The sequence below is a fragment of the Ferruginibacter sp. SUN106 genome (assembly GCF_050611765.1).
Classification (GTDB): Bacteria; Bacteroidota; Bacteroidia; order Chitinophagales; family Chitinophagaceae; genus Ferruginibacter.
This window is the reverse complement of record NZ_JBODJC010000002.1, coordinates 1,180,698-1,203,720: the sequence shown is the minus strand read 5'-3', so window position 1 is coordinate 1,203,720 and position 23,023 is coordinate 1,180,698. Positions and strand designations below refer to the sequence as shown.

Genomic DNA, 23,023 nt, shown 5'->3' with positions numbered 1-23,023 from the left:
GATATGTCATTATTAAAGTACGAATCGCAACTAAGGGAACCGCTGGTAGATGGTGATAAAGATTACCACCAGATAACGGAAGATATAGTACGCCCCATTGAGATGAAACCAAGCCGTCTTTGGTACATTGGTTTTTATATCAGCGTGGCTTTACTTTTATTTGGTGTGTACAGTATTTATCGTGAGGTTACTTACGGTATTGGTCAGTGGAACCTGAACAAAACCATTGGATGGGGTTGGGATATTACCAACTTTGTATGGTGGGTAGGTATCGGTCACGCCGGAACTCTGATCTCTGCGATCTTATTATTATTCCGCCAGGGATGGAGAACGGGTGTAAACCGTGCAGCAGAAGCGATGACGATTTTTGCGGTAATGTGCGCAGGCCAGTTCCCGATATGGCATATGGGTCGTGTGTGGATGGCGTTCTTTGTAATGCCTTACCCTAACTCAAGAGGTCCGTTATGGGTTAACTTTAACTCACCACTGTTGTGGGACGTATTTGCGATATCAACTTATTTTACTGTATCATTATTATTCTGGTATTCGGGTTTACTGCCCGATCTGGCTACTGTACGTGACAGGGCTAAAACCAAATTCCGCAAAATGTTTTATGGTGTGGCATCATTTGGCTGGAGCGGTAGTACCAAACACTGGCAACGTCATGAATCTTTATCATTGGTGCTGGCAGGTTTAAGTACACCTCTGGTACTTTCTGTACACACTATTGTATCTTTTGACTTTGCTACTTCAATCGTTCCGGGATGGCATACCACCATCTTCCCTCCTTACTTTGTGGCGGGTGCGGTATTCAGTGGATTTGCCATGGTGCAAACACTGATGATCGTTGTACGTAAAGTTTTGAATCTCCAGGATTATATCACATTGGGCCATATAGAAGCAATGAATAAAGTAATTGTGCTTACAGGTAGTATTGTAGGTTGCGCTTACTTAACGGAGTTGTTTATTGCATGGTACGGACAAAATCCATACGAATGGTATGCCTTCAGCCAGAACAGGGCCAACCTGTTCAGCCCTTATGGATGGAGCTACTGGTTAATGATGTTTTGTAACGTGGTATCACCACAGTTATTTTGGAGCCGTAAATTAAGAAGGAACATTACTGTTACTTTCTTTATGAGTGTAATCGTAAACATTGGTATGTGGTTCGAGCGTTTTGTAATCATTGTTACTTCTGTATACAGGGATTATTTACCATCAAGCTGGAGTACATACTATAGCCCGAGTATTTATGAAATCGGGTTTTACCTGGGTACATTCGGTTTGTTCTTTACCTGCTTCTTCCTGTTTGCAAAATACTTCCCGGTTATTGCTATTGCAGAGATCAAGTCGGTATTAAAAACCAGTGGTGAAAATTATAAAGTGAAGATGACGGATATTGAAAAAGAAGATGCAGAGAAATTTTATATTGAAGAAGTGGCACACGCACACTAGAATTAATAATTGATAATTAATAATTAATAATTAACATGGCTGGAGGAATTAAAAAATTTGTTGTGGGTTGTTTTGATGACGAGGCGGTATTATTCCCTGCGGTGAAAAATGTTCGCAAGGCAGGATATAAAATACACGACGTATTCACACCTTACCCCGTGCATGGTTTGGATCATGCAATGGGATTAAGGGAAACAAGCCTTCATACTGCAGGGTTTATTTATGCAATAACAGGAACCACTACAGCATTAAGCGGTATCAGTTATATCCTGGTACACGACTGGCCGTTGAACATTGGTGGTAAACCACACTTTGCATTACCAGCCTGGATACCTATTACTTTTGAGTTAACGGTTTTATTTGCGGCTGTGGGTATGGTGCTTACATTTTGTTATTTGTGCAACCTTGCACCTTTTGTAAAAAAACACCATTTTCATCCAAGAGCTACTGACGATCTTTTTGTAATGGCTATTGAATGTACTGATAAAACCAACGACGCAGAAGTGCAGGATTTCTTAAAAAACGCCGGAGCAAAAGAAGTGAATGTGCAGGTAGCCGAAACCGGTTGGTGGATAGGAAGGTATCACAAAGAACAAAAATTGTATAAAGACGAAAGGGGCTACTAAGCAATACAGCATCTAACAGCATTCAAAGATATTATAAGAACGAAATGAAAAAAATTGCAATTATATCAACACTTATTTTAACAACAGCGGTTGTTTTTATAAGCTGCGACAGTAAGCGTGAACCAGGTAAAGTGTATATGCCCGATATGGCTTACAGCAGGGCATACGAAACCTATGCAATGCGTGACTCTGCCAAATTTTCGATGGAAAAGGCAGATGCTGGCCATAAAATATATTATACCGGCCAGCCGGTAATGGGTACTGTAAAAAGGGGCGAACTTTTTCCTTTTCCGGTAACACCCAACAATACAAATGGTGTAATTGATAGCAATGCCTTAGTTAATTTAAGCCAAACGGTTAAGAATCCGTTGCCACCTTTAACTAAACCAGATAGTTTAGAAGCAGCAAGATTATTTAATATTAACTGTGCTGTTTGCCATGGTGCAAAAGCAGAAGCAAATGGACCGGTAGCAGCTAAAATTGGCGGTGTTAAAAGTATTGTTGCAGCTTCGCCAGGTTATAGCGATGGCAGAATATTTTATGTGATGACTTACGGACAAAACAACATGGGAAGCTATGCATCTCAGTTAGACAGGAAACAACGCTGGATGATTGTGCAATATATCAGAACATTAGAACCTAAAGCTGCTGCAGCAACGCCGGCAACTGAAGCACCTAAAGCTGATACCACTGCAGCAAAGAAAAAATAAAAGTATTAACACAAAATAAAGTTTAGATGAACCATCAATTTGAATTACCGGGAAGTTATAAAAAGTGGACGTATGGTCTGATTGCAGCCGGTATCATAGCATTAGTGTATGGCTTAATAGCATTTCACCCTTTTGCACCTGTAACACATGGCGAAGGCCATGGAGCTGCTGTAGACGGCACACGTTTTTGGGCTGTATTACTGCAAAACAGTGTATTCTTTTTATTGGTGGTAAATGCGGCCATGTTCTTTATTTGTGTTACTACCATGGCAATGGCGGGCTGGGTAATTGCTTTCCGCAGGGTTTCTGAAGCGGTTTCAAGTGTAGTTCCTATTTTAGGTATTATTACCTTCTGCATTTTGTTAGCAATTGTAATGGGTGGAAGAACAGATATCTATCATTGGTTAGATCCAAAATTATACGTTAAAGGCACTCCTGAATACGATGCTATCCTAGATGGCAAGAGTGGTTTCTTAAACCCTAAGTTCTTTTTAATATGGTCGGCTATTACCATTTTACTATGGTGGCTTTTAGGAAAGAAAATGCGTAGTATGACCCTTAAAAGTGATAAAGAAGGTGCAATGGATCATGAAACTGGAAAGAAATTTATTTGGGATAGTACAGTGTATGCTTCTCTTTTCTGTGTGGTGTTTGCGTTAACAGTGGCATCAACTATTCCATGGATATGGTTAATGAGTATCGACTCTCACTGGTATAGTACCATGTACAGCTGGTACACATTTGCAAGCACATTTGTATCGGGTATTTCATTGATCGCATTGTTCGTTATCTATTTAAAAAACCGTGGGCAATTAACTTATGTAACAGAAGAGCATTTGCATGACCTGGGTAAATTTATGTTTGCCTTCTCTATCTTCTGGACGTATCTGTGGTTCTCTCAGTATATGCTTATCTGGTACAGTAACCAGCCGGAAGAAACTAAATACTTTGTACAAAGAATAGGAACGGCTGAAAAATCAGGTCCGTATCACGTAATGTTCTTTTTCAACCTGATACTGAATTTCCTTTGTCCTTTATTGATATTGATGAGAAAAGGAACCAAGAGAAACTGGACCATGATCACATTTATGGCAGTATTGATCATTTTTGGCCACTGGGTAGATTTCTTTCAAATGGTAATGCCAGGTACAGTGCACGAAAACTGGCACCTGATGCCTTTTGAATTTGGTATCGCCTGCTTATTTATTGGTTTGATTATGTGGGGTGTGGGAAGGTATATCAGCAGCCATTCATTATTAATAAAAAATCATCCTTTCTTAAAAGAGAGTATGATACACCATACATAATCGGGTTTGTTACGGCTAACTGTAATAAAAACGAAATGTTTTAAACAAGAAACAAGAATAATATTTACTGAAAATAACTTTGAATCATGAAGGAGTTTTTACTGGTTGCATTAGGTGCTTTGGTTTTCGTTGTCGTATTTCAGATTGCGAAGGCAAGTGAATATGTAAGCGTTTTAAAAGGCGAAGAAAAAACCCGGAGGCAGAACAACAGGATCAATGCGTTTTTGCTTTTAGGGATGCTGATATTTGGACTGATCGGTGCATGGTATTGTAATGATTTATATTATGGCAAAACCCTGTTTCCTCAAGGTTCATCTTCAGTAGAAGGAGAAGGTTGGGACTGGATGTTTATGCTTACAACAATTGTAACAGGTATTGTATTCGTAATTACTCAGGTATTATTGTTCTGGTTTTCATTTAAATACCAGGAAAAAGATAATACCAAGGCTTATTACTTTGCACACAGTACTAAACTGGAATTAATATGGACTACCATTCCTGCAATTGTACTTTGTGTACTGGTTGCTTTTGGTTTAAAATACTGGTTTAAATTAACAGGTGATGCTCCAAAAGATGCTATTGTAGTAGAAGTTACGGGCCACCAGTTTGCATGGGAATTCAGGTACCCGGGTAAGGATAAGGTTTTAGGAAAAAAGAATTTCAAATTATCGTCACGTACTAATAGCCTGGGTGTTGATTTTGAAGACCAGGCAAGCCTTGATGACATTCATGTTGCAGGAACAATGCATATCCCTGTTGGTGTGCCGGTGAAAATGGTAATCAATTCACAGGATGTAATACATGATGTTGGGTTACCGCATTTCAGGTTAAAAATGGATGCTGTTCCGGGTATTCCAACTACACAATGGTTTACACCAAAGTACACCACAGAGCAAATGAAGGAACGTACACACAACCCTAATTTTACATATGAAATCAGTTGCGACCAGATGTGCGGAAGAGGCCATTTCTCTATGAGGGGTATAATAATTGTAGAAACAATGTCCGAATACCTGCTTTGGCTGGCACAGCAAAAGCCGGAATATTATACAGTACATCCTGAAAAAGCGCCTGTAGCAGATACTGCTGCTAAAGCGCCGGCTGTAACAGCTGTAATTGAAAAAAAATAATTTAAAAAGACTCTAGAAAAAATACAAGAATATGAGTAGCGTAGCCACATTACACGGAGCAGATGTTCATGCGGGGCATGATGCACACCACGAACATCATCATCACGAAACGTTTATAAGCAAATACGTTTTTAGCCAGGATCATAAAATGATTGCCAAACAATTTTTGGTAACAGGTATTATCTGGGCTATTATCGGCGGCTTGTTTTCTGTAATATTCCGTTTACAATTGGGCTATCCTGAAAGTACTTTCCCCATTCTGGAAGATTTTTTAGGCCATTGGGCTAAAGGAGGAAAATTACAACCGGAGTTTTATTATGCCCTGGTTACAATGCACGGTACCATTCTGGTATTCTTTGTATTAACAGCAGGCCTTAGCGGAACTTTTGCCAATTTCTTAATTCCATTACAAATTGGTGCAAGGGATATGGCTTCTCCAATGTTGAATATGCTGAGCTACTGGTTCTTCTTTACAGCGTCTATCATCATGTTCTCTTCTCTGTTTGTACAAACAGGGCCTGCAAGTGGCGGCTGGACGATCTATCCTCCATTAAGTGCTTTAGGCGAAGCGTCTGAAGGTAGCAAGATAGGTATGGATCTTTGGTTAGTGAGTATGGCCATGTTTATTGTAAGTTCTTTATTAGGTGGCCTTAACTATATCAGCACAATTCTGAATCTTCGTACAAAAGGTATGAGCATGACCAGGTTGCCATTAACTATCTGGGCTTTATTCTTTACCGCAGTACTAGGTGTATTGAGTTTCCCTGTTTTATTATCAGGTGCTATCCTGTTGTTATTCGATAGAAACTTAGGTACCAGCTTCTTCCTGAGCGATATTTACATCAATGGTAAAATATTGCCTAACGAAGGTGGTAGTGCCATCCTGTTCCAGCATCTGTTCTGGTTCCTTGGTCACCCTGAAGTATATATCATCTTATTACCTGCCATGGGTATGAGTTCGGAAATTATAAGTGTGAACAGCCGTAAACCGATCTTTGGTTATATGGCCATGGTGGGATCATTATTTGCTATCGCAATCCTGGCCTTCCTGGTTTGGGCGCATCATATGTTTGTAACAGGGCTCAATCCATTCCTGGGTTCGGTGTTTGTATTACTAACATTATTAATTGCGGTACCATCAGCTATTAAAGTATTTAACTGGCTAACTACTTTATGGAGGGGAAGCATCCGCTTTACTCCGGGTATGTTATTTGCCATTGGTTTTGTAAGTTTATTTATCAGTGGTGGTTTAACAGGTATCTTCTTAGGTAACTCTGCTTTAGATCTTCACTTGCATGATACTTATTTTGTAATTGCTCACTTCCATATTGTAATGGGTGTGGCTTCTTTCTTTGGAATGTTTGCCGGTATCTATCACTGGTTCCCTAAAATGTTTGGCCGCTACCTGAATAATACTATGGCTTACATCCATTTCTGGGTAACTATCGTAGGCGCTTACCTGATCTTCTGGCCAATGCACTACGAAGGTTTAGCCGGTATGCCACGTCGCTACTACGATTACTCAAGCTGGGAATCTTTTAAGCAATTTGGTGGCCTGAACGAATTCATCAGCTTTGTGGCAATGATCGTATTTGCTGTACAATTGTTATTTGTTTTCAATTTCTTCTACAGTATGTACAAAGGAAGAAAAGTTACCACAGCAAATCCATGGGGTTCAAATACATTGGAGTGGACAACACCAATTAATCCTGGCCACGGAAACTGGCCTGGTGAAATACCTGAAGTGTACCGTGGTGCTTATGACTATGCAAAAGACGGTCATGAATTTATTCCACAAAATGTACCGGTTGGTGATGATGAAACGCACCACTAGGAAATGGATAATTGAATAATGAATAATAGATAATGAGGGGTAAGCGAATTTGAAGCGTTAAATATAATGGAGGAAAATACAAACATCAACAAATCAGCATCGCCTGGTTTGGCCGGTAAAGTGAAAGATTACTTTCAGTTGATCAAGTTCACTTTAAGTTTTATGGTGGTGTTTAGTACAGTAGTAAGTTTTTTAATCGCTCCGAATGAAGAGTTTTATGTTCGGAATAAAATAATATCAGTTCTTTTACTTTTTGTTGCAGGAATGCTGATCACAGGTTCGGCCAACGCTATCAACCAGGTATTGGAAAAAAATTCTGATGCCCTGATGAAGCGAACAGCCAAAAGGCCTGTTGCCAGCGGAAGAATGAGTGAAAATGAAGCAACTGCATTTGCCGTAATTGCCGGTTTATCGGGTGTTGCGATGATGTGGTATTTCTTTAATTTTCAAAGTGCCATGGTAAGTTTATTCAGCCTGTTTTTATATGGCTTTATTTACACACCGTTAAAGAAGGTAAATTCCATTTCAGTTTTAGTAGGTGCCATACCGGGTGCTTTACCTTGCCTGATTGGATGGGTTGCTGCAACAGATAGTTTTAGTGTGGGAGGATGGATCTTATTTGGCATACAGTTTTTATGGCAGTTTCCGCATTTTTGGGCAATTGCCTGGCTGGCACACAAAGATTACGCCACAGCAGGGTTTAAATTATTACCAGCTGATAAAGGGCCTACCAGGTTTACCGCAGTGCAAAGTATTATTTACAGCACATTGATGGTACCGGTTGGTTTTCTGCCTTATTATACCGGAATGACCGGCGTGGTAAGTATGTGGATACTGCTGGCTTGTAACCTTTGTATGGTGTATGTAAGTGTACTGTTGCTGATAAGGATGGATGCAAAAAGTGCAAGAAGAGTAATGTTCAGTTCTTATTTTTATTTAATGATTGTTTTACTGGCAATGTTTGCCAACAGGGCACATCATTTAAATTGATAGTAACTGGCCAGGTATAATATTGGAAAAATATTTTGAATGAGTACAGTGGCAATGGAACAACGAAAAAAAATACATCCGCATAAATTTACTTTGTGGGTAGGTATTGGAAGTATTTTAATGATGTTTGCAGGTTTAACCAGTGCATACATTGTAAAACGCAACCAGGCAAATTGGGTAACATTCAATTTACCTTTAGCGTTTTGGTACAGTACAGCAGCTATAGTGTTAAGTAGTGTAACCATATTCCTGGCAGGGAGATCTTTTAAAGCAAGAGAAATGAAGCAGTATCGCAACCTGATGCTGACGACAATAATGCTGGGTGTGGTTTTTATTATACTACAGGTTGTTGGCTTTAACGAATTAATTATGCAGGGATTGGGATTGGGAAAGAAAGTGTCGGTTGATTTTTTATGGATTATTGTGTTGCTGCATGCGGCACATGTGATAGGAGGAATTATAGCGTTGATAGTGCGTTTTATAAAAGCTTCCAGCAGCACTACAAGAAACTATACATCGGTTCCGGTAGATGTTATCAGCACTTACTGGCATTTTGTAGATATACTCTGGTTGTATCTTTTGGTTTTTTTAATAATGATAAGATAAAAAGTACAAACATTAAAGTACACAGTTAAGAATAAAATTAGTAGAACATAAAAGTAATATAGATGTCAACAACAGCAATACCAACAAATACCAAATGGTGGAACGGGGGAAGAAGCCCGTTCAATGCAAGCTATGGTAAAGTAATGATGTGGTACTTTTTAATGAGTGATGCCTTTACATTTGGTGCATTTTTGATCAGTTATGCCACGCTGCGTTTCAGCTTAAACGATTGGGTTGACCCTAACCATGTTTTTAATTCTTTTCCTTTAATGGGCCATGCAAATCTGCCATTGGCGTTTGTAAGTTTAATGACCTTTATCCTCATCTTCAGTTCTGTAACGATGGTATTAGCGGTGCATGAAGGTCATCACATGAACAGAAAAGGAGTGGAAAAATATATGATCCTTACTATTATTGGTGGTCTTGCTTTCTTAAGCTGCCAGGCATGGGAATGGACGCATCTGTTAACCGGGGAACATGCTGTTTGGGTAAATAATCATGTAGAATACTGGAACACTACTGTATCTCATAACCCGTTTGGGAAAGAAATACTTTATCCTGGAAATGATCCGCTTTTTATAGGTAAAGAAATTGCAACACCAGGCCCTATATCATTTGGTAGTTATTTCTTTGAGATCACCGGCTTCCACGGTTTCCACGTATTTAGCGGGGTGATCATTAATATTGTAATGTACATCAAAACAAAAATGGGGCACTTTGATCAGCGTGGTCATTATGAAATGATTGAAAAAGCAGGTTTATACTGGCACTTTGTGGACCTGGTTTGGGTATTTGTATTCCTTTGCTTCTATCTCATTTAAGTTTAGAAGTGGAGAAGTTTAGTGTTTAGAAAAATATCAAACACTTCGCTAAACTTCTAAATCTCTAAACCCTAAACTTTTTATAAACGATTTAAAAATAATTATGTCAGCACATTCAGCATCACCGGAAATTACTTTTCATGCCGAGCATTCTGGTAGTACCAAAAAAATATGGAGAACCTTCTGGTTATTATCTATTATTACATTAATTGAACTGGGTATCGGTTTAGCTATTTATAACATCCATAAAGGCGAAAATCCTAATGCCACTTTAGTATTAATGTTTAAAGGCGTGGTTTGTATTTTAACTTTGGCCAAAGCGTATTATATCGTTTCTATTTTTATGCATTTGGGTGATGAAATAAGAAATATGATCATGACGATTGTGGTGCCTTTATGTTTATTCATCTGGTTCATTATTGCCTTTTTATGGGATGGTACCAGCTGGAAAAATTTAAAAAATACCGATGCAGGCACAAGAGAATATAAAGTGGAAAAAGTAGAAAAACACGCCGTGCCTGAAAAAGGAGCAAAAGATTAATACGATTATTTAAGATATTTAAAAGCCATTGTCAAAAGCGATGGCTTTTTTATTTGCAGACAATAGTATTACTTTTAAAATCCTTTTTTTGATTCTGCTTGATGTAAATTTGCACACTGATAAAGAAGATTATGAATAAAAAAGCGATCCTTTCTTTAATGCTCGCCATACTGATGCCATTAGCTGGTTATTTTATGGTAAAGTATTACAGTAAAGATGCGGTACACATGCCGGGAAAGTATTTTGAACCTGATAGCGTTGTTACAAGAGAAAGAAATGGAAAACTGGTTACCGATACCATTTGGCATAAAGTAAAAAATATCAGCTTTACAAATCAGCTGGGCAAAAAAGTAAGCCTGTATGACCTGCACGGAAAAATAATTGTACTGGATTTCTTTTTTACCCGTTGCCCTTCTATTTGCCCGGGCCTTGCTAAAAATATGAAACGGCTGCAGGATTCATTCAAACAAAATGATAGCATCGTACAATTCATTTCTATTAGTATTGATCCGGAACATGACTCTGTACCGCAGTTGAGAAAATTTGCAGACCGTTTTAATATCAATCATGATACCTGGTGGATGGTAACCGGCGATAAAAAAGAGATCTATGATTTTGCATTACACGAAGTAAAGGCAAGTATAGCGGATACCAATGTTGATACAGCATTCATTCATACAGAGAATTTCTTTTTATTAGATACCAACAAAATTGTTCGTGGCTATTATAACGGATTTGATTCGGTAAAGCTGGCAAAACTGGCAGGGGATATTCCGTTACTGATGCTGGAAAGAGACAAAACATCACCGTCTGTATTAAGAGATTTTATTCCCATATTGCCAATGATATTTGTTGCTATAGGCATTGTAATACTCATCACTATTTTATTAAACAGAAACAAGAACAAACAGGCATAATATGTTACAACCTTCCCTCCAGAAAAATGATAAAAAAGCAAAGCTGTTAATTTATACGGTTTCATTTGTGGTGTTTGCTGCAGTAGTATTGCTAAGCAAGTTTAAATTAAACGTTAACCTGGGTTTTAATGTTCATGTATTTGCAATGGCCAATGCCATTATTAATTCTGCGGTTGCGGTGTTACTGGTGGCAGGACTAATTTCTATCAAACAAAAAAAATATGTGCTGCATAAAAAGATAATGCTTTCGGCCATGGTGTTATCGGTATTATTTTTGGTTTCTTATATCTGCCATCATTTATTAGCCGGAGAAACAAAGTTTGGCGATATTAACCACGATGGCATTTTAAGTGATGAAGAAAAACTGGCTGCAGGAAGTTTGAGAACGGTGTATTATTTTATTTTAATTACACACATTCCGTTGGCCGCAATAATTTTGCCTTTTATTTTATTTACCGCTTACCGGGCATTAATTGGTGAATACGAACAACACAAAAAACTAACCAGGATCACATGGCCGGTTTGGTTTTATGTTGCCGTTACAGGTGTAATTGTTTACCTGATGATCAGCCCTTATTACAACTAATATAATGAACAAAGGAGGTGCTATAAAGGCTTTAACCATTATTCACAAAGCAATGCTTGTGGGGCAAATTTTGTTTGCCGCTGTTTGTGTGTATATAGTATATGCAAAAATAGAAGTATCTCCGTTGAAAGAGCTGGACAGAATTTTACAGGTGCTAGCAGTAGTATTAGCTGCCGGAGGTTTTTTTGCCGGCACTTCGTTATTTAAAAAGAAATTGCTGCAGGCAAGAGATTTGCCGACTGATACAAAAGAAAAATTTGCATTGTACCGTACAGCCTGTATTATACAATGGGCATTAATAGAATTTCCCTGCCTCTTCTGCATCATCTGTTTTTTTCTTACAGGAAATTATGCATTTATTGCACTGGCAGCAGTATTGATATTATTATTTGGAATGTTAGCGCCGGCAAAAGCTAAAATCATTTTCCAGTTAGGAATAAGTGAAGATGAACTGAATGAATTATAATACACTCTCTACAATTATTTTTGCAGGGCTTAAATAAGTGATCAGCACTTTAATGGTATCTCCCGCTTTTACATTGTCAGCAACTGCCGCATTTTTTGAAAGCGGAATTTTTGCCTGTACTTTATCTCCGATAATATTCAGGTAAATTCCATGCGGAGATATTTTATATACTTCTGCATCAACAGGGGTTTTAGTTTTGTGCAACTTTACTGCAGCATAAAATTCGGGGATATAATTATTGTTGAATAGTTTTGCTGTAACCTTCTCTTTGTTATCCATGCTCTCTAAAGAAAAAGTTACAGCCTCGTTTAATTCTTTTTCTGTTGGTATAATTTGCCATGGCGAAGATGCAACAGGAAAAAATAAGTAACTGTCAATTTCCTTTACATAAATTTTATCATCGGCCATTTTAAGGTAGCCGATAAAATTATTCTCCGTTTTTGCTTTATTGATCAAGACATCTAATGCAGGATTGTACAAATACTGAATATTACTGGCTACCATTTTATCTCCTCTTCCCGAAAGACCTGCATTAAAATTTATAATATCGCCAATATGAAAAAGATGTTTTTTCTTAATGACACCATCTTTAATCAGCTGCTCCTGTGTTTTATCATCCACAACACCGTTAATGGTTTTCTTTTTGCCATTTACCTCATACTCTATCATCACGTATTTTTTTTCGTGATTCACAAAAGAAACCTTGCCTTGTAAAATAGTATTGCTCATGATTATAAACTTAATTCAATTAACGGGTCCCAGAATATTTTTTTAAAATCCACCACGGTATCATTCTTTACAGCCACGCCATCTTTCTTTAATAGCTCTTCCATTAAAGTAGGTGTACCAAAATGGTGTTTGCCACTAAGTATACCATTTCTGTTAACCACACGCTGTGCAGGTACTTTAGGTTTTGCAGAACCTGCACCATTCATGGCCCAGCCCACCATACGTGCAGACAGCCTGGTGCCAAGGTATGCAGCAATGGCTCCGTAGGAAGTAACCCTTCCTTTTGGTATCTGCCTTACCACTTCATATACATCCTGGAAAAAACTATATTCTTTAACCGTACTGCGGGGTTGTTCTGCTGCAAGCTTTTTTGCTGTTTTTTTTACCGGAGGTTTAATTATTTTCTTTGCCATCAGGCATTAAAGATAACAATTCGCTGCGTTTTGGCTCACTTACATTTTCGTAACTATAAGGGCAGTGCCTGCAACCATTGCCGCAGCAAAACCCTTTTTGTAAATGGTATTTTTCGGTGAGAACAATATAACCTTGTTCATTGTAGTAGTAATCTTCTCCTTCAAGCAGGTTGTTCATTTCTTAATTGTTCCTGTAAATGGTCATCAATATTTTTTATAACTGCAGGCAAAGTAAATTTAAGGTAATGTATCTTATTGCTCCGGGCAATATCCAGGCTTTCGTAATGCGTTTTAATTTTCAACTCTTCTTTAACTTCCGGTTGTTTGTACACATCATTGCAATCTTCAACAATGGTAAGATCATAAAGTTCAATTACCTTCTTTGTAAAAAGATATAAGTCAGGCGAATCTGTTTTAAGATGAATAACACCGGAAGGTTTTAGTATTTGCTGATACAATCTTAAAAATCGTGGATGGGTTAATCTTTTTTTGGCTTTGGAAATACGCAATTGCGGATCTGGAAAAGTGATCCATATTTCATCCACTTCACCCGGCCCAAAAAATTCAGTGATCCTTTCTATTTGTGTTCTTAAAAAACCAGCATTGGTCCTGTTTTCTTCCAGGCATTTTTTAGCACCAATATACATCCGGTTGCCCTTTACATCAACTCCTATAAAATTTTGTAGCGGAAATAATTTTGCAAGGCCAATAGTATATTCTCCTCTGCCACAAGCCAGTTCTAATATCACGGGGTTCTCATTCTTAAAGAAATCATGCCATTTACCCGGCATATTTTCGGGGTATTCCAAAACATTCGCAAAGGTTTTTATATCCGCAAAGCGTTGTAATTTTTTTTGTGCCATTGGGCGCAAAGATAATTGTGGAAGCAGGAATTTGATAAATTATTTACTGCTTTATATCCTCAGTTGAAAACCGGCACCCACAATAGATTTTAGCTGTAAGGCTGGCGCATCTTTATTCTCCCCGAAAATACGGGTATCATCGTCGTAAATAACATCAAAACTCCAGTTGAAAGAAAGCAGTTTAAAGATCTTTACTGCTATAATATTGGTCATGTAAATATCAACATTCAAAGGGTTTTTCTTGTAATTGGAAAACATATCCAATCTTGATTTGTAGGTAAGGTTTTTTACCAGCTCTTTTTGGTAGTTAACCGTTGCAAAAGCACCTAACTGGTTAATAACATTCATGCCTGTATCCACACCATAAGAAGCTTTTGATGCAAGGCTATCATTTTTTACAAATACCCAACGGGAAGTAAGCGGTGATAAGAACAGGGACAATTCTTTTTTAGGTTTAAAATCTACCCCAAGGCTGGTAAGTACATAACCCGGCGACATAAAACCAGATGCATATTGCTTTCCTGTGGTGGAATAAGAGTAACCATTAAAAAATTGCGTTCTGAAATTAAAAAGCGAACCTATTGTTGTTTTTTTATTGATTGAGTAATTGTATTTGGAAACGAGGTCGATACGGTCATCATTTTTTCGTGTACCCAATGTAGTGGTTTTTAAAAAACCAAGAGCAAGGTCTAATGAGTTATCCCAGTTAAAATTTTTCTTGCGGTGTGTGGCATATAAGTTTAGCGTGGTATTGATATTGATTGAAAAATCATCACCACCTGCAGCCCAGTTGCTCAGGCTGCCCTGGCCAAGATTCATGCGGTACATGCCGCCTTTTTTCCATGCTTTCCTGGAAGTATCCGGCGCAGGAACTTTAGGAACCACGGTGCCCGATTCTAACTGAAGCGTTCGTATTGCTTTATCCTGTGCAATGCTGATAAAGGGTAAAAGGCATAACACCATCAAGGTTGCAAATCTCATGCTGAACAATAAGGTTTAAAGTTGATTTGCAAAGAAAGCAATGTATATGCAAATGTTATGCAAAAATGATGTTGAATGGCGTAATATTCCTGAAAATGGCGACCTGTCAATAAACGAAAGTTTTCGGATATGAATACCTGATGCAACCTTAACATGCTATTCATGCTTCTACTTAGAATGATCCTTTAAATAACAATGATTAATAAATGAGTTTACAGCTAATACATAACAAAATATTTGAGATAAAAGGACAAAGGGTAATGCTGGATTTTGATCTGGCAGAACTTTATGAGGTGGAAACACGGGTATAAAACCAATCCATTAAACGTAATACGGATAAATTTCCTGAGGATTTTATGTTTAGACTGACCACAAACGAGTGGGAATTCATTCAATCAAAAAGTGCCCAGGTTGCTGAAAATAGCAACTCGTCACAAATTGTGATGAGTTCTGAAAGTAATCCATCATCGCAAACTGCGATGATGGATTTACCACAAAACCAGACAGGTTCTGAAAATACCCCATCATCAAAAATTGTGATGATGGGGTTACCTAAAAATCGTACCGGGAAATATCTCCCCTATGCTTTTACAGAACATGGTGTTACGATGCTGGCAAGTGTTTTAAAAAGTAAGAAAGCGATTGACATGAACATTGTGATAGTCAGAACTTTTATTGCCATGCGACATTTTGCCAATAAGCATAAAGATTTATTTGATCAGGTAAATGACTTACGTAAAGAGATGCAAACCAGGTTAGGAGAACATGATACCCAATTGGCAGCCATTTATGATGCGTTGGAAAATCTACTGGATAAAAAAGAAGAAGAGCGGGAGGCTCGGGAAAATTGGAAAGAAAGAGAGCGGATTGGATTTAAAAAATAAAAAAGCCTTCGTTGAAAAACGAAGGCTTTTTTAATAAGCTGCTGTAGGGGGAGAATCAATCCGCCGCGGCGGACAGTTAGCTGTAGTACAAAGTTCGGTGGTCGACCCCGGTCGTCCCGCCCAAAGCGGGACTACAATCACGGCTCTATGCTGCGTTTATCCTGTTATCCTCACCCCCGAGAGGGGTCGACATCATTAACTTGCTTTACAGAGGGCAGTTTTGCAAGTTTTTAAAGAGAGCTAAAGTCGGCAAAAGGAAATTAGGTATTACATTATATAAAACAACTGATAACCCAAGGCTTGATATTTGAATGAACTATGCGTTTATTTAAATAAAACAAATTTTAAAACATGACTACAAAATCTGGATGTAAAATATTTTACACAGTAACGAATATACGTAATAAGAGCAATAATAAAGATACAGCAAGAAATAATTAGACCTGAAAGATTTTAAAAAAACTGTTCGAAATATTGTTTATTCAAAAACTTCTTATATTTTTATTTCACGATTGATAAGAAAGTATTTTAATAACGTTGTAGTCAACACTACATATTGAATAAGTACCCATAGGGGAAAACTAACGTTCGGTTCAAGCAAGAGAAATTTTCTGAAACAAACCTTAAAGTATATAAATGCATTGCAATACAGTACTCTTTTGAATATTGTAATGGCTAAAAATTAATGCAATAATGCAAAGGGTATTGTATTGCGTATAAGTTCTAAACTAATCTAACTGTTTTGACTTCTAGAGCTTAACAGTTATGTGGATTTTTGGCACATTTATCTTAAATAATTGCACAGTCGCTAAGTTGAGGTAGGAGAATTGATAACTGATAGATAATTTGTGGCAGAATAAAATTTCGAGAAAAACAACAGAAAATGCTGAGGTTTTCCGCAAGGTTAAATCAATCCTAATAAAAACCTTTATAAAACAATAAAACCAATTGCCTTATGAGTCGTACCCGGCTCTTTATATTAATATTACTTACTTGTGTTTCACGTAATAGTGAAGCGCAAACAGATTCTGCATTGCAATCCCTGCAACAGGTTCCTTTAAAATATATACACCAGGTAGATGACAAAATAGATAAATACACTACCCATATTACCAACAAAACAGAAAAGACCCTCATTAAACTTTCTAAGTGGGAGAATAAAATCAAAACACTTTTAGAAAAAGCCAGTCCTGAAATTGCTCAGCGTCTCTTTGCTAACAACCAAATTACTTTTGCCACAGCATTAGAAAAATATAAAAAAGGCGAAGCAGTAATAACAGAACAAAGAGTCAAATATGATGAATACAAAGATAAACTGACCAGTAGCTTAGGGTACTTAGATCAGCAAAAAGAGAAGATTGATAAAAAATTGATAGCTCCTATCATAAATGCAAAACAAAAAATTAATGAACTGGAAAAACAAGATGCGAACACGGAGGCCATGGAACAGTTTATTAAAGAAAGAAGAAAACAATTAATAAATGAAGCAGTAAAGTACATCGGCAACAGCAAGTACCTTGATAAAATATCTTCAGAAACCGGACTTTATATCGAGACATTAAAGAACTACAAAACACTATTTCACGACAAAAAGAAAGCAGAAGAAACAGCGCTTGCCATCCTAAATAAAATACCAGCTTTTACAAAATTTGTTCAAGAGAATGGAATGCTGGCAAAACTGTTTGGTTCACCATCAAGCGGCGGCGCACCAGCAAGCCTGACAGGACTACAGACAAGAGCCAGCGTAAATGCGTTGATACAAAATCAGATTGCAGCCGCTGGCCCCAATGCCCAACAGATGATACAACAGAATATGCAGGCGGCCCAGGCTGAGCTAAGTAAAATAAAAGATAAGATTTTAAAGGCTGGAGGTAATTCAGGGGATGGTAGCATGCCGTCTGATGAATATGGAAAATATAATCAACAAAAAACGAGAACTTTTTTTCAACGCATTCAGTTGGGGACAGACTTGAGTTTCGTAAAAGATAATTCACTAATGCCCACAGCTGCTAACATAGGACTATCAGTTGCTTATAAGTTATCAAATAGTAAACAATTTGGAATAGGCCTGGCTTATAAAGCAGGACTTGGTTCCATTAATCATATTCAGATCACTCACCAGGGTTTGGGCTTACGATCCTTTGCTTCATTTAAACTTAAGAATAGTTTATGGGCTACAGGAGGATGGGAAGCTAATCAGAATGCGGGGTTTAAAAATATTACGCAATTAAAAGATTACAGCCAATGGCAGCAATCAGCCCTTGCAGGGGTAGAAAAAAGGATAAATATTAAAACCAAATGGTTTAAAGGAAGTAAGCTCAGTTTATTGTACGATATGTTGGCCAGGCAGAGAACACCTGTTGGTCAACCTATAGTATTCCGGATGGGTTACAATTTTTAAAATAAAAATTTATAACAATTGTATATGCTAAAGTTTTTTAAAAGATCTTTTAGGTTTTTAACGGCAGCCTTAATGCTGATGCAGTTAGACTTAAATGCACAAGACAATAATCCTATCAGTAAGATTTCAATTGCTTCCCCAACTGCAGCATCCCTTGGGAAATATGGAGATATTCCAGTGAGCTATCATACAGGGATACCGCAAATTGGTATTCCTATTTATACAGTTTCAGCGGGACCGTTAGTTTTACCAATAAGTTTAAACTACCATGCAGCAGGTTTAAAAGTACAGGAGCCAGCGAGTTGGGTGGGGGCTGGATGGTCTTTAAATGCAGGAGGTGTAATTACAAGAAGTGTGATGGGGGCTCCCGACGAAAAAGGAATTAACAATGGTGGTATTGAAACTCATGGACATTTTAGTGACTTTGGTTATAACAGCTATCTTTGGAATACTGGTATTTCAGCTGGGTCCGGCTCTGGTATAAATTCAGGTGCAGAAGATTGGAAAGCAGTTGCTGATGGTTATAAAGATGGTGAACCGGATTTGTTCTTTTTCAACTTTGGTAGCTACAGCGGTAAGTTTTATTTCCGGGATGACAGAACACCAGTTATTATACCTGAAACAGACCTTAAAATTGAACCCGATTATAATCCCGGAAATACCAATATCAGTATTCAGAGCTTTATCATTACAACGCCAGATGGCGTAAAATACTACTTTGGTAACACACCTGGTTTAACAGGCACAGCTCCAGTAGAGATTACTAAACCTGTAACTGCACAAAATGGAGTATCCTCTGCTAATGTTATTTCCAGCTGGTACCTAAATAAAATTTCTTCAGCTGATGATGTGTTTTCAATTACCTTAAGCTATCAACCTGAAAATTATGGTTACCATACACTTTCAATGTTCCCAATTGACGGTGATCCGGGTGCAAATACACCAAATACTTTTGGTGCTTATCATGGGTATGACCTTGTAAAAAATATAGTACAGGGGGTAAGATTAAGTCAGATTAGTTTTCCTAACGGAGTCGTGAATTTTACTTCAGATGGGCTTGCTGCAAGAACTGATCTGAGCGATATAACCCCTACTTATTATTATGATGCTGTGAACCAAACAGCAAAGCCATTAGAATATATTCAGATAACGGATGGCTCAACTACACTGAAAAAATTTAAATTCTCGTACGGATATTTTACTGATAATACTACTCCAATAGCTCAGGATATTCAGAATTTTGCGCCTAATTTATTTACTGACAAACAACGATTAAGACTCGACCAGGTGCAAGAATTTTCAGGTGATGCTACGATTTCAAAGCCCCCTCATTATTTCACTTATTTTAATGAGCAGGTACCAAGACGTTTAAGCTTTGGAGTTGATCATTGGGGATTTAACAATGGTGTTACAGGAAATACAACATTGATACCCACCTATACAAAATTTCAAAGTAATCAAACCGTCAATTATCCGGGTGCCGACCGTGACTCACATTGGCCGGCAGTGAGGGCTGGTACATTGCAGCAGATTAATTACCCCACCGGGGGCTATTCATTATTTGACTTTGAGCCTAATACTGTTTATAATACTTCAACTTCTAATGTGAATGTAACACTAGCAAACCTTTTCGTTCATCTCTATAGTCAGGATACTTACAATGCGTCATGGACTTTTGTGAGTGATGGTACAGCAATGAACGCTGCATTTAATAACTCTTCTGATTACTCTGCGACGTTTACACTTAAGGATAATGCTAATACAGTTGTGTACAGCATTAATATCGGTAACAAGCAGATTTCTCCAACTAATCCGATTACCTTGGCACAAGGATCTTATACCGCTACTCTCTCTCTACCTCAAAACGTTGTCTTAAATGGCGGCTGCACTGCACTTGTCACCCAATGGCAGCCTGTTACAACCACAAATACTATAACTATCGGGGGTAACCGTATTAAGACAATAACCCATAATGATGGCGTAACATCTAACAACATTATAACCTCATATAATTATGAAGGAGATAATGGGCAAACAAGCGGTATTCTTTATAGCCGCCCTGCATATGTAGGTATTAAAAGAAATGATTTTGTCAGGGATATCGGCTTATATTCATCAACAAATGGGTTTACTCCTTATCCAAGTGTAAATGGTTGTCCTTGCATTATAAATGCCTGTTACTTTAAATCGCCTTGCAGCATCAGACCAATGGCGAACACCCAGGGTAATGCTATAGGGTATGCTAAAGTAAAAGTTTCTCAAACTGGTAATGGTTACAGCGTTTATAAATATTACGGTAGTACAGGCACACCACCGTGGCTGGCAAATACCGGGGATGTAGCGATACGTACGGTAAACGCCGCAGGTTGTGATGGCAATGCTCCCAGCTTTCCTTATCCCCCGGTTCCTTATGATTTTATGAGGGGCGAACTGAAGTACGAAGCTCAATACAACGAAGCAGGACAGATACTAAAAGAAAAAAATTATATTCCAGTATATGTAAATAACCCTATTACTACACCCGGCTTTATTGCCTCTTACGATGGCACATTTATTTTAAGTACGAAATATGAATTAACTACGGCTCGTAAAACCCAAACACAGGTAACCGAAACCAATTACGATGCTAATGGAGTTGTTTTAACTACAACCAGCACTTCTTATTACGAAAGTCCTTTCCATCATGAAGCAACAAGAGCAAATACTGTAAATTCAAAAGGAGAAGTATTGGAAACCAAAATGAAATACGCATTTGATTTCAGGATATCTACCTGCGATGCAATTAATGATGGCTATACGCAATACAATACGGATTGCGCTACTTGTTTAGCTACTAAAAATGCTGCAATTGCAGCATGTACCCCAAATGATGCTACATGCCTGACCAATGCTTATTTAGCCTATATGCACTGCCTTGATAACGCCAGGGCAAATTGGGTGACTTACCGGCGCACTAATTTTACAGATCCCACTAATAATTTTAAAACCTATCATGATAATGCAAAAGCAAATGCTGATGCCGAATTAAAACCAATTTTGCAATTGCAGGACAATTTTCAAAACGGTTCAATAGAAATTTCTAAATGGAAAAACAGTAACCTCTTAGGAGCTTCATTCAGCAGATATGATTATAGTAGTGTTCCAGTCGGTAAAGTTTATTTGAATAAAGCACAAGCTATAAGTCTTGCTGCTACATCCTCAACTTTTACAAACGCCGCAACAAATGCAACAAACAACTCTATAATTAAAGATAGTCGTTACTCGGGGCATGATGAGACTATCGCTAAATTCTATAATGGAAATCTTGCGGAGATAACTTCAAAAGATGGGGTAACTACATCCTATATATGGGGTTACAATAATACCCTTCCTATTGTAAAAGCAGTGGGGACAGATCAAGCCACTTTGTTAAATGCCTACAATGCAGTTAGTGGTAATCTATCACAAATACGTAGCCAATTCCCATCGAATACAGTGCAACTAAACACTTATGGATACACGCCATTGAAAGGTATGATCAGCGAAACAGATGTAAACGGCAAATCTATCATTTATGAATATGATGCTTTGCAACGGTTGTTACTTGTGAGGGATTTAAACTACAATATTTTAAAACAATACGATTACAAATACCAGGTAATACCCCCCACGGGTGTGCCACAATGGATAGCTACAGGGCAAACCCGATGCAAACCTTGTCCTCAAAATAATGCCTATATCAGCAATATTTTACAACAGGAAGAAAAAGATAACAATCCTGCAAGCGCAAGTTATAATACAGTTCGATGGAATGATGTAGGAATCAGTACCGCCTGCGTTTCCAATGCAGATTGGCAGAACACAGCTACTCCTGTACGCTGTAAGAAAAATGCTTTTAATCAATACACCGGAGAGCAGATACAGGAACAGATTGATATGAACCCCTGTAGCAGTACATACGGACAGATTCAATGGATAGTTGTAGGCGTTAATTATACCATTTGCCCGCCACCTGCCACCTGTAATAGTGGTAATTGTACCGGGGTAGATAAGAAGTGCATAAATAACACTTGTGAAACGGGGGTAAAAGTATATACCAGTTCGGTATTTAGCAAAGTTACTGGAGTGTGGACATGTACATTTTATTACAGATGGAGTGATAGCAGTACAAGTTTACCCAACACTTATACGGAAACATCCCCAACCACCTGCATGTTTGATCATGATTAAAATTAAAAAATAACAAATGAAAATATTAACAGCTATAGCAATATTAATCAGTAGTAGCTTATTTACTACAAGTATTTACATTAAACAGTTTACCACATTAAATGGTACACAGGTAAGTATGGCTCAGTACCAAGGCAAAAAAATACTATTGGTAAATATTGCGTCCAATAGTGAGTATGCAGCTACACAAATACCGCAGCTGGAACAACTGTATCAGCAATATAAGGATAGCGTAGTGGTAGTAGCATTTCCATCAAATGATTTTGGTAATGAATCAAGAAATGATGCGGACTTGAAATTATTACTTCAGGATACTTATCATACTAACTTCCCAGTATCAATACGTACAGGCGTAAAAGATAGTACAGGTAATACACATGCTATATATCATTGGCTTCAAAACCAAAGTGAAAATGGCAACATGAATGTAAAAGTAAAAAAAGACTTCCAGAAATATTTAATAGACAAAGACGGAACTATTATTGGTGTTTTTAGCGCCAAAACTAACCCGCTGGATAACACTATTATAAACGCAATAACACAATAAAACTTTT

21 protein-coding genes and 1 pseudogene are annotated in these 23,023 nt (G+C 37.8%); 17 read left to right on the top strand and 5 right to left on the bottom strand.

Annotation, left to right across the window (positions count from 1 at the left end; genetic code table 11):
- The first annotated feature begins 3 nt into the window (after positions 1 to 3).
- From nrfD to ACQ334_RS10950, 13 genes are all read left to right on the top strand, one after another.
- Positions 4 to 1,455: an NrfD/PsrC family molybdoenzyme membrane anchor subunit gene (nrfD, locus tag ACQ334_RS11010; protein WP_430988260.1), complete on the top strand. Its 1,452-nt coding sequence runs from the start codon at positions 4 to 6 to the stop codon at positions 1,453 to 1,455.
- Between the two features lie 35 nt (positions 1,456 to 1,490).
- Positions 1,491 to 2,081 (top strand): DUF3341 domain-containing protein, encoded by a 591-nt coding sequence (locus ACQ334_RS11005; RefSeq protein WP_430988259.1) that lies wholly within the window; start codon positions 1,491 to 1,493, stop codon positions 2,079 to 2,081.
- Positions 2,082 to 2,125: 44 nt separating this feature from the next.
- Positions 2,126 to 2,791 carry a c-type cytochrome gene (locus tag ACQ334_RS11000; RefSeq protein ID WP_430988258.1) on the top strand — a complete coding sequence of 222 codons (666 nt, stop codon included), beginning with the start codon at positions 2,126 to 2,128 and terminating at the stop codon, positions 2,789 to 2,791.
- Between the two features lie 26 nt (positions 2,792 to 2,817).
- Complete coding sequence (locus ACQ334_RS10995) at positions 2,818 to 4,098, top strand: quinol:cytochrome C oxidoreductase (RefSeq protein ID WP_430988257.1); 1,281 nt, start codon at positions 2,818 to 2,820, stop codon at positions 4,096 to 4,098.
- Between the two features lie 86 nt (positions 4,099 to 4,184).
- Positions 4,185 to 5,228 (top strand): cytochrome c oxidase subunit II, encoded by a 1,044-nt coding sequence (locus ACQ334_RS10990; RefSeq protein WP_430988256.1) that lies wholly within the window; start codon positions 4,185 to 4,187, stop codon positions 5,226 to 5,228.
- Positions 5,229 to 5,259: 31 nt separating this feature from the next.
- The gene (locus ACQ334_RS10985; RefSeq protein WP_430988255.1) at positions 5,260 to 7,062 is read left to right on the top strand and encodes a cytochrome c oxidase subunit I; all 1,803 of its coding nucleotides are present in this window, start codon (positions 5,260 to 5,262) and stop codon (positions 7,060 to 7,062) included.
- Between the two features lie 66 nt (positions 7,063 to 7,128).
- Positions 7,129 to 8,052, top strand: a complete 924-nt coding sequence (gene cyoE / locus ACQ334_RS10980; protein WP_430988254.1) for a heme o synthase — start codon at positions 7,129 to 7,131, stop codon at positions 8,050 to 8,052.
- Positions 8,053 to 8,091: 39 nt separating this feature from the next.
- Positions 8,092 to 8,658, top strand: coding sequence for a cytochrome c oxidase subunit 3 (locus tag ACQ334_RS10975; RefSeq protein WP_430988253.1), 567 nt, complete (start codon positions 8,092 to 8,094; stop codon positions 8,656 to 8,658).
- Positions 8,659 to 8,720: 62 nt separating this feature from the next.
- On the top strand, positions 8,721 to 9,479 hold the full coding sequence (locus ACQ334_RS10970) for a cytochrome c oxidase subunit 3 (protein WP_430988252.1): 759 nt from the start codon (positions 8,721 to 8,723) through the stop codon (positions 9,477 to 9,479).
- A 103-nt stretch (positions 9,480 to 9,582) separates the two neighbouring features.
- Positions 9,583 to 10,020 carry a cytochrome C oxidase subunit IV family protein gene (locus ACQ334_RS10965; protein ID WP_430988251.1) on the top strand — a complete coding sequence of 146 codons (438 nt, stop codon included), beginning with the start codon at positions 9,583 to 9,585 and terminating at the stop codon, positions 10,018 to 10,020.
- Positions 10,021 to 10,151: 131 nt separating this feature from the next.
- On the top strand, positions 10,152 to 10,937 hold the full coding sequence (locus ACQ334_RS10960; protein ID WP_430988250.1) for an SCO family protein: 786 nt from the start codon (positions 10,152 to 10,154) through the stop codon (positions 10,935 to 10,937).
- 1 nt (position 10,938) lies between these two features.
- Entirely contained in the window at positions 10,939 to 11,523 is a 585-nt protein-coding gene (locus ACQ334_RS10955) for a DUF420 domain-containing protein (protein ID WP_430988249.1), read from the top strand.
- 4 nt (positions 11,524 to 11,527) lie between these two features.
- Positions 11,528 to 11,989 carry a hypothetical protein gene (locus ACQ334_RS10950; protein ID WP_430988248.1) on the top strand — a complete coding sequence of 154 codons (462 nt, stop codon included), beginning with the start codon at positions 11,528 to 11,530 and terminating at the stop codon, positions 11,987 to 11,989.
- On the opposite strand, the gene ACQ334_RS10945 is transcribed toward ACQ334_RS10950, so the two are convergent.
- The 5 genes from ACQ334_RS10945 to ACQ334_RS10925 are packed head-to-tail and all read right to left on the bottom strand — an operon-like array spanning position 11,984 to position 14,975.
- On the bottom strand, positions 11,984 to 12,718 hold the full coding sequence (locus tag ACQ334_RS10945) for a hypothetical protein (RefSeq protein ID WP_430988247.1): 735 nt from the start codon (positions 12,716 to 12,718) through the stop codon (positions 11,984 to 11,986). The genes ACQ334_RS10950 and ACQ334_RS10945 overlap by 6 nt on opposite strands.
- A gap of 2 nt (positions 12,719 to 12,720) precedes the next feature.
- Positions 12,721 to 13,131: an MGMT family protein gene (locus ACQ334_RS10940; protein ID WP_430988246.1), complete on the bottom strand. Its 411-nt coding sequence runs from the start codon at positions 13,129 to 13,131 to the stop codon at positions 12,721 to 12,723.
- Entirely contained in the window at positions 13,112 to 13,309 is a 198-nt protein-coding gene (locus tag ACQ334_RS10935; protein WP_430988245.1) for a DUF5522 domain-containing protein, read from the bottom strand. Before ACQ334_RS10935 ends, ACQ334_RS10940 begins: the two co-directional genes overlap by 20 nt.
- Positions 13,293 to 13,994, bottom strand: a complete 702-nt coding sequence (trmB, locus tag ACQ334_RS10930; RefSeq protein ID WP_430988244.1) for a tRNA (guanosine(46)-N7)-methyltransferase TrmB — start codon at positions 13,992 to 13,994, stop codon at positions 13,293 to 13,295. Before trmB ends, ACQ334_RS10935 begins: the two co-directional genes overlap by 17 nt.
- A gap of 51 nt (positions 13,995 to 14,045) precedes the next feature.
- Positions 14,046 to 14,975 carry a DUF3078 domain-containing protein gene (locus ACQ334_RS10925; protein WP_430988243.1) on the bottom strand — a complete coding sequence of 310 codons (930 nt, stop codon included), beginning with the start codon at positions 14,973 to 14,975 and terminating at the stop codon, positions 14,046 to 14,048.
- Between the two features lie 206 nt (positions 14,976 to 15,181).
- On the opposite strand from ACQ334_RS10925, the pseudogene ACQ334_RS10920 reads away from it, so the two are divergent.
- The 4 genes and pseudogenes from ACQ334_RS10920 (at position 15,182) to ACQ334_RS10905 (ending at position 23,016) form a co-directional block, all read left to right on the top strand.
- Positions 15,182 to 15,859 (top strand): annotated as a pseudogene (locus ACQ334_RS10920) (ORF6N domain-containing protein).
- A gap of 955 nt (positions 15,860 to 16,814) precedes the next feature.
- Entirely contained in the window at positions 16,815 to 18,260 is a 1,446-nt protein-coding gene (locus ACQ334_RS10915; protein ID WP_430988242.1) for a hypothetical protein, read from the top strand.
- Positions 18,261 to 18,284: 24 nt separating this feature from the next.
- A complete protein-coding gene (locus ACQ334_RS10910; protein ID WP_430988241.1) occupies positions 18,285 to 22,469 on the top strand; it encodes a hypothetical protein in 4,185 nt (1,394 codons plus the stop codon).
- 16 nt (positions 22,470 to 22,485) lie between these two features.
- Positions 22,486 to 23,016, top strand: a complete 531-nt coding sequence (locus ACQ334_RS10905; protein WP_430988240.1) for a redoxin domain-containing protein — start codon at positions 22,486 to 22,488, stop codon at positions 23,014 to 23,016.
- Positions 23,017 to 23,023: the final 7 nt, after the last annotated feature.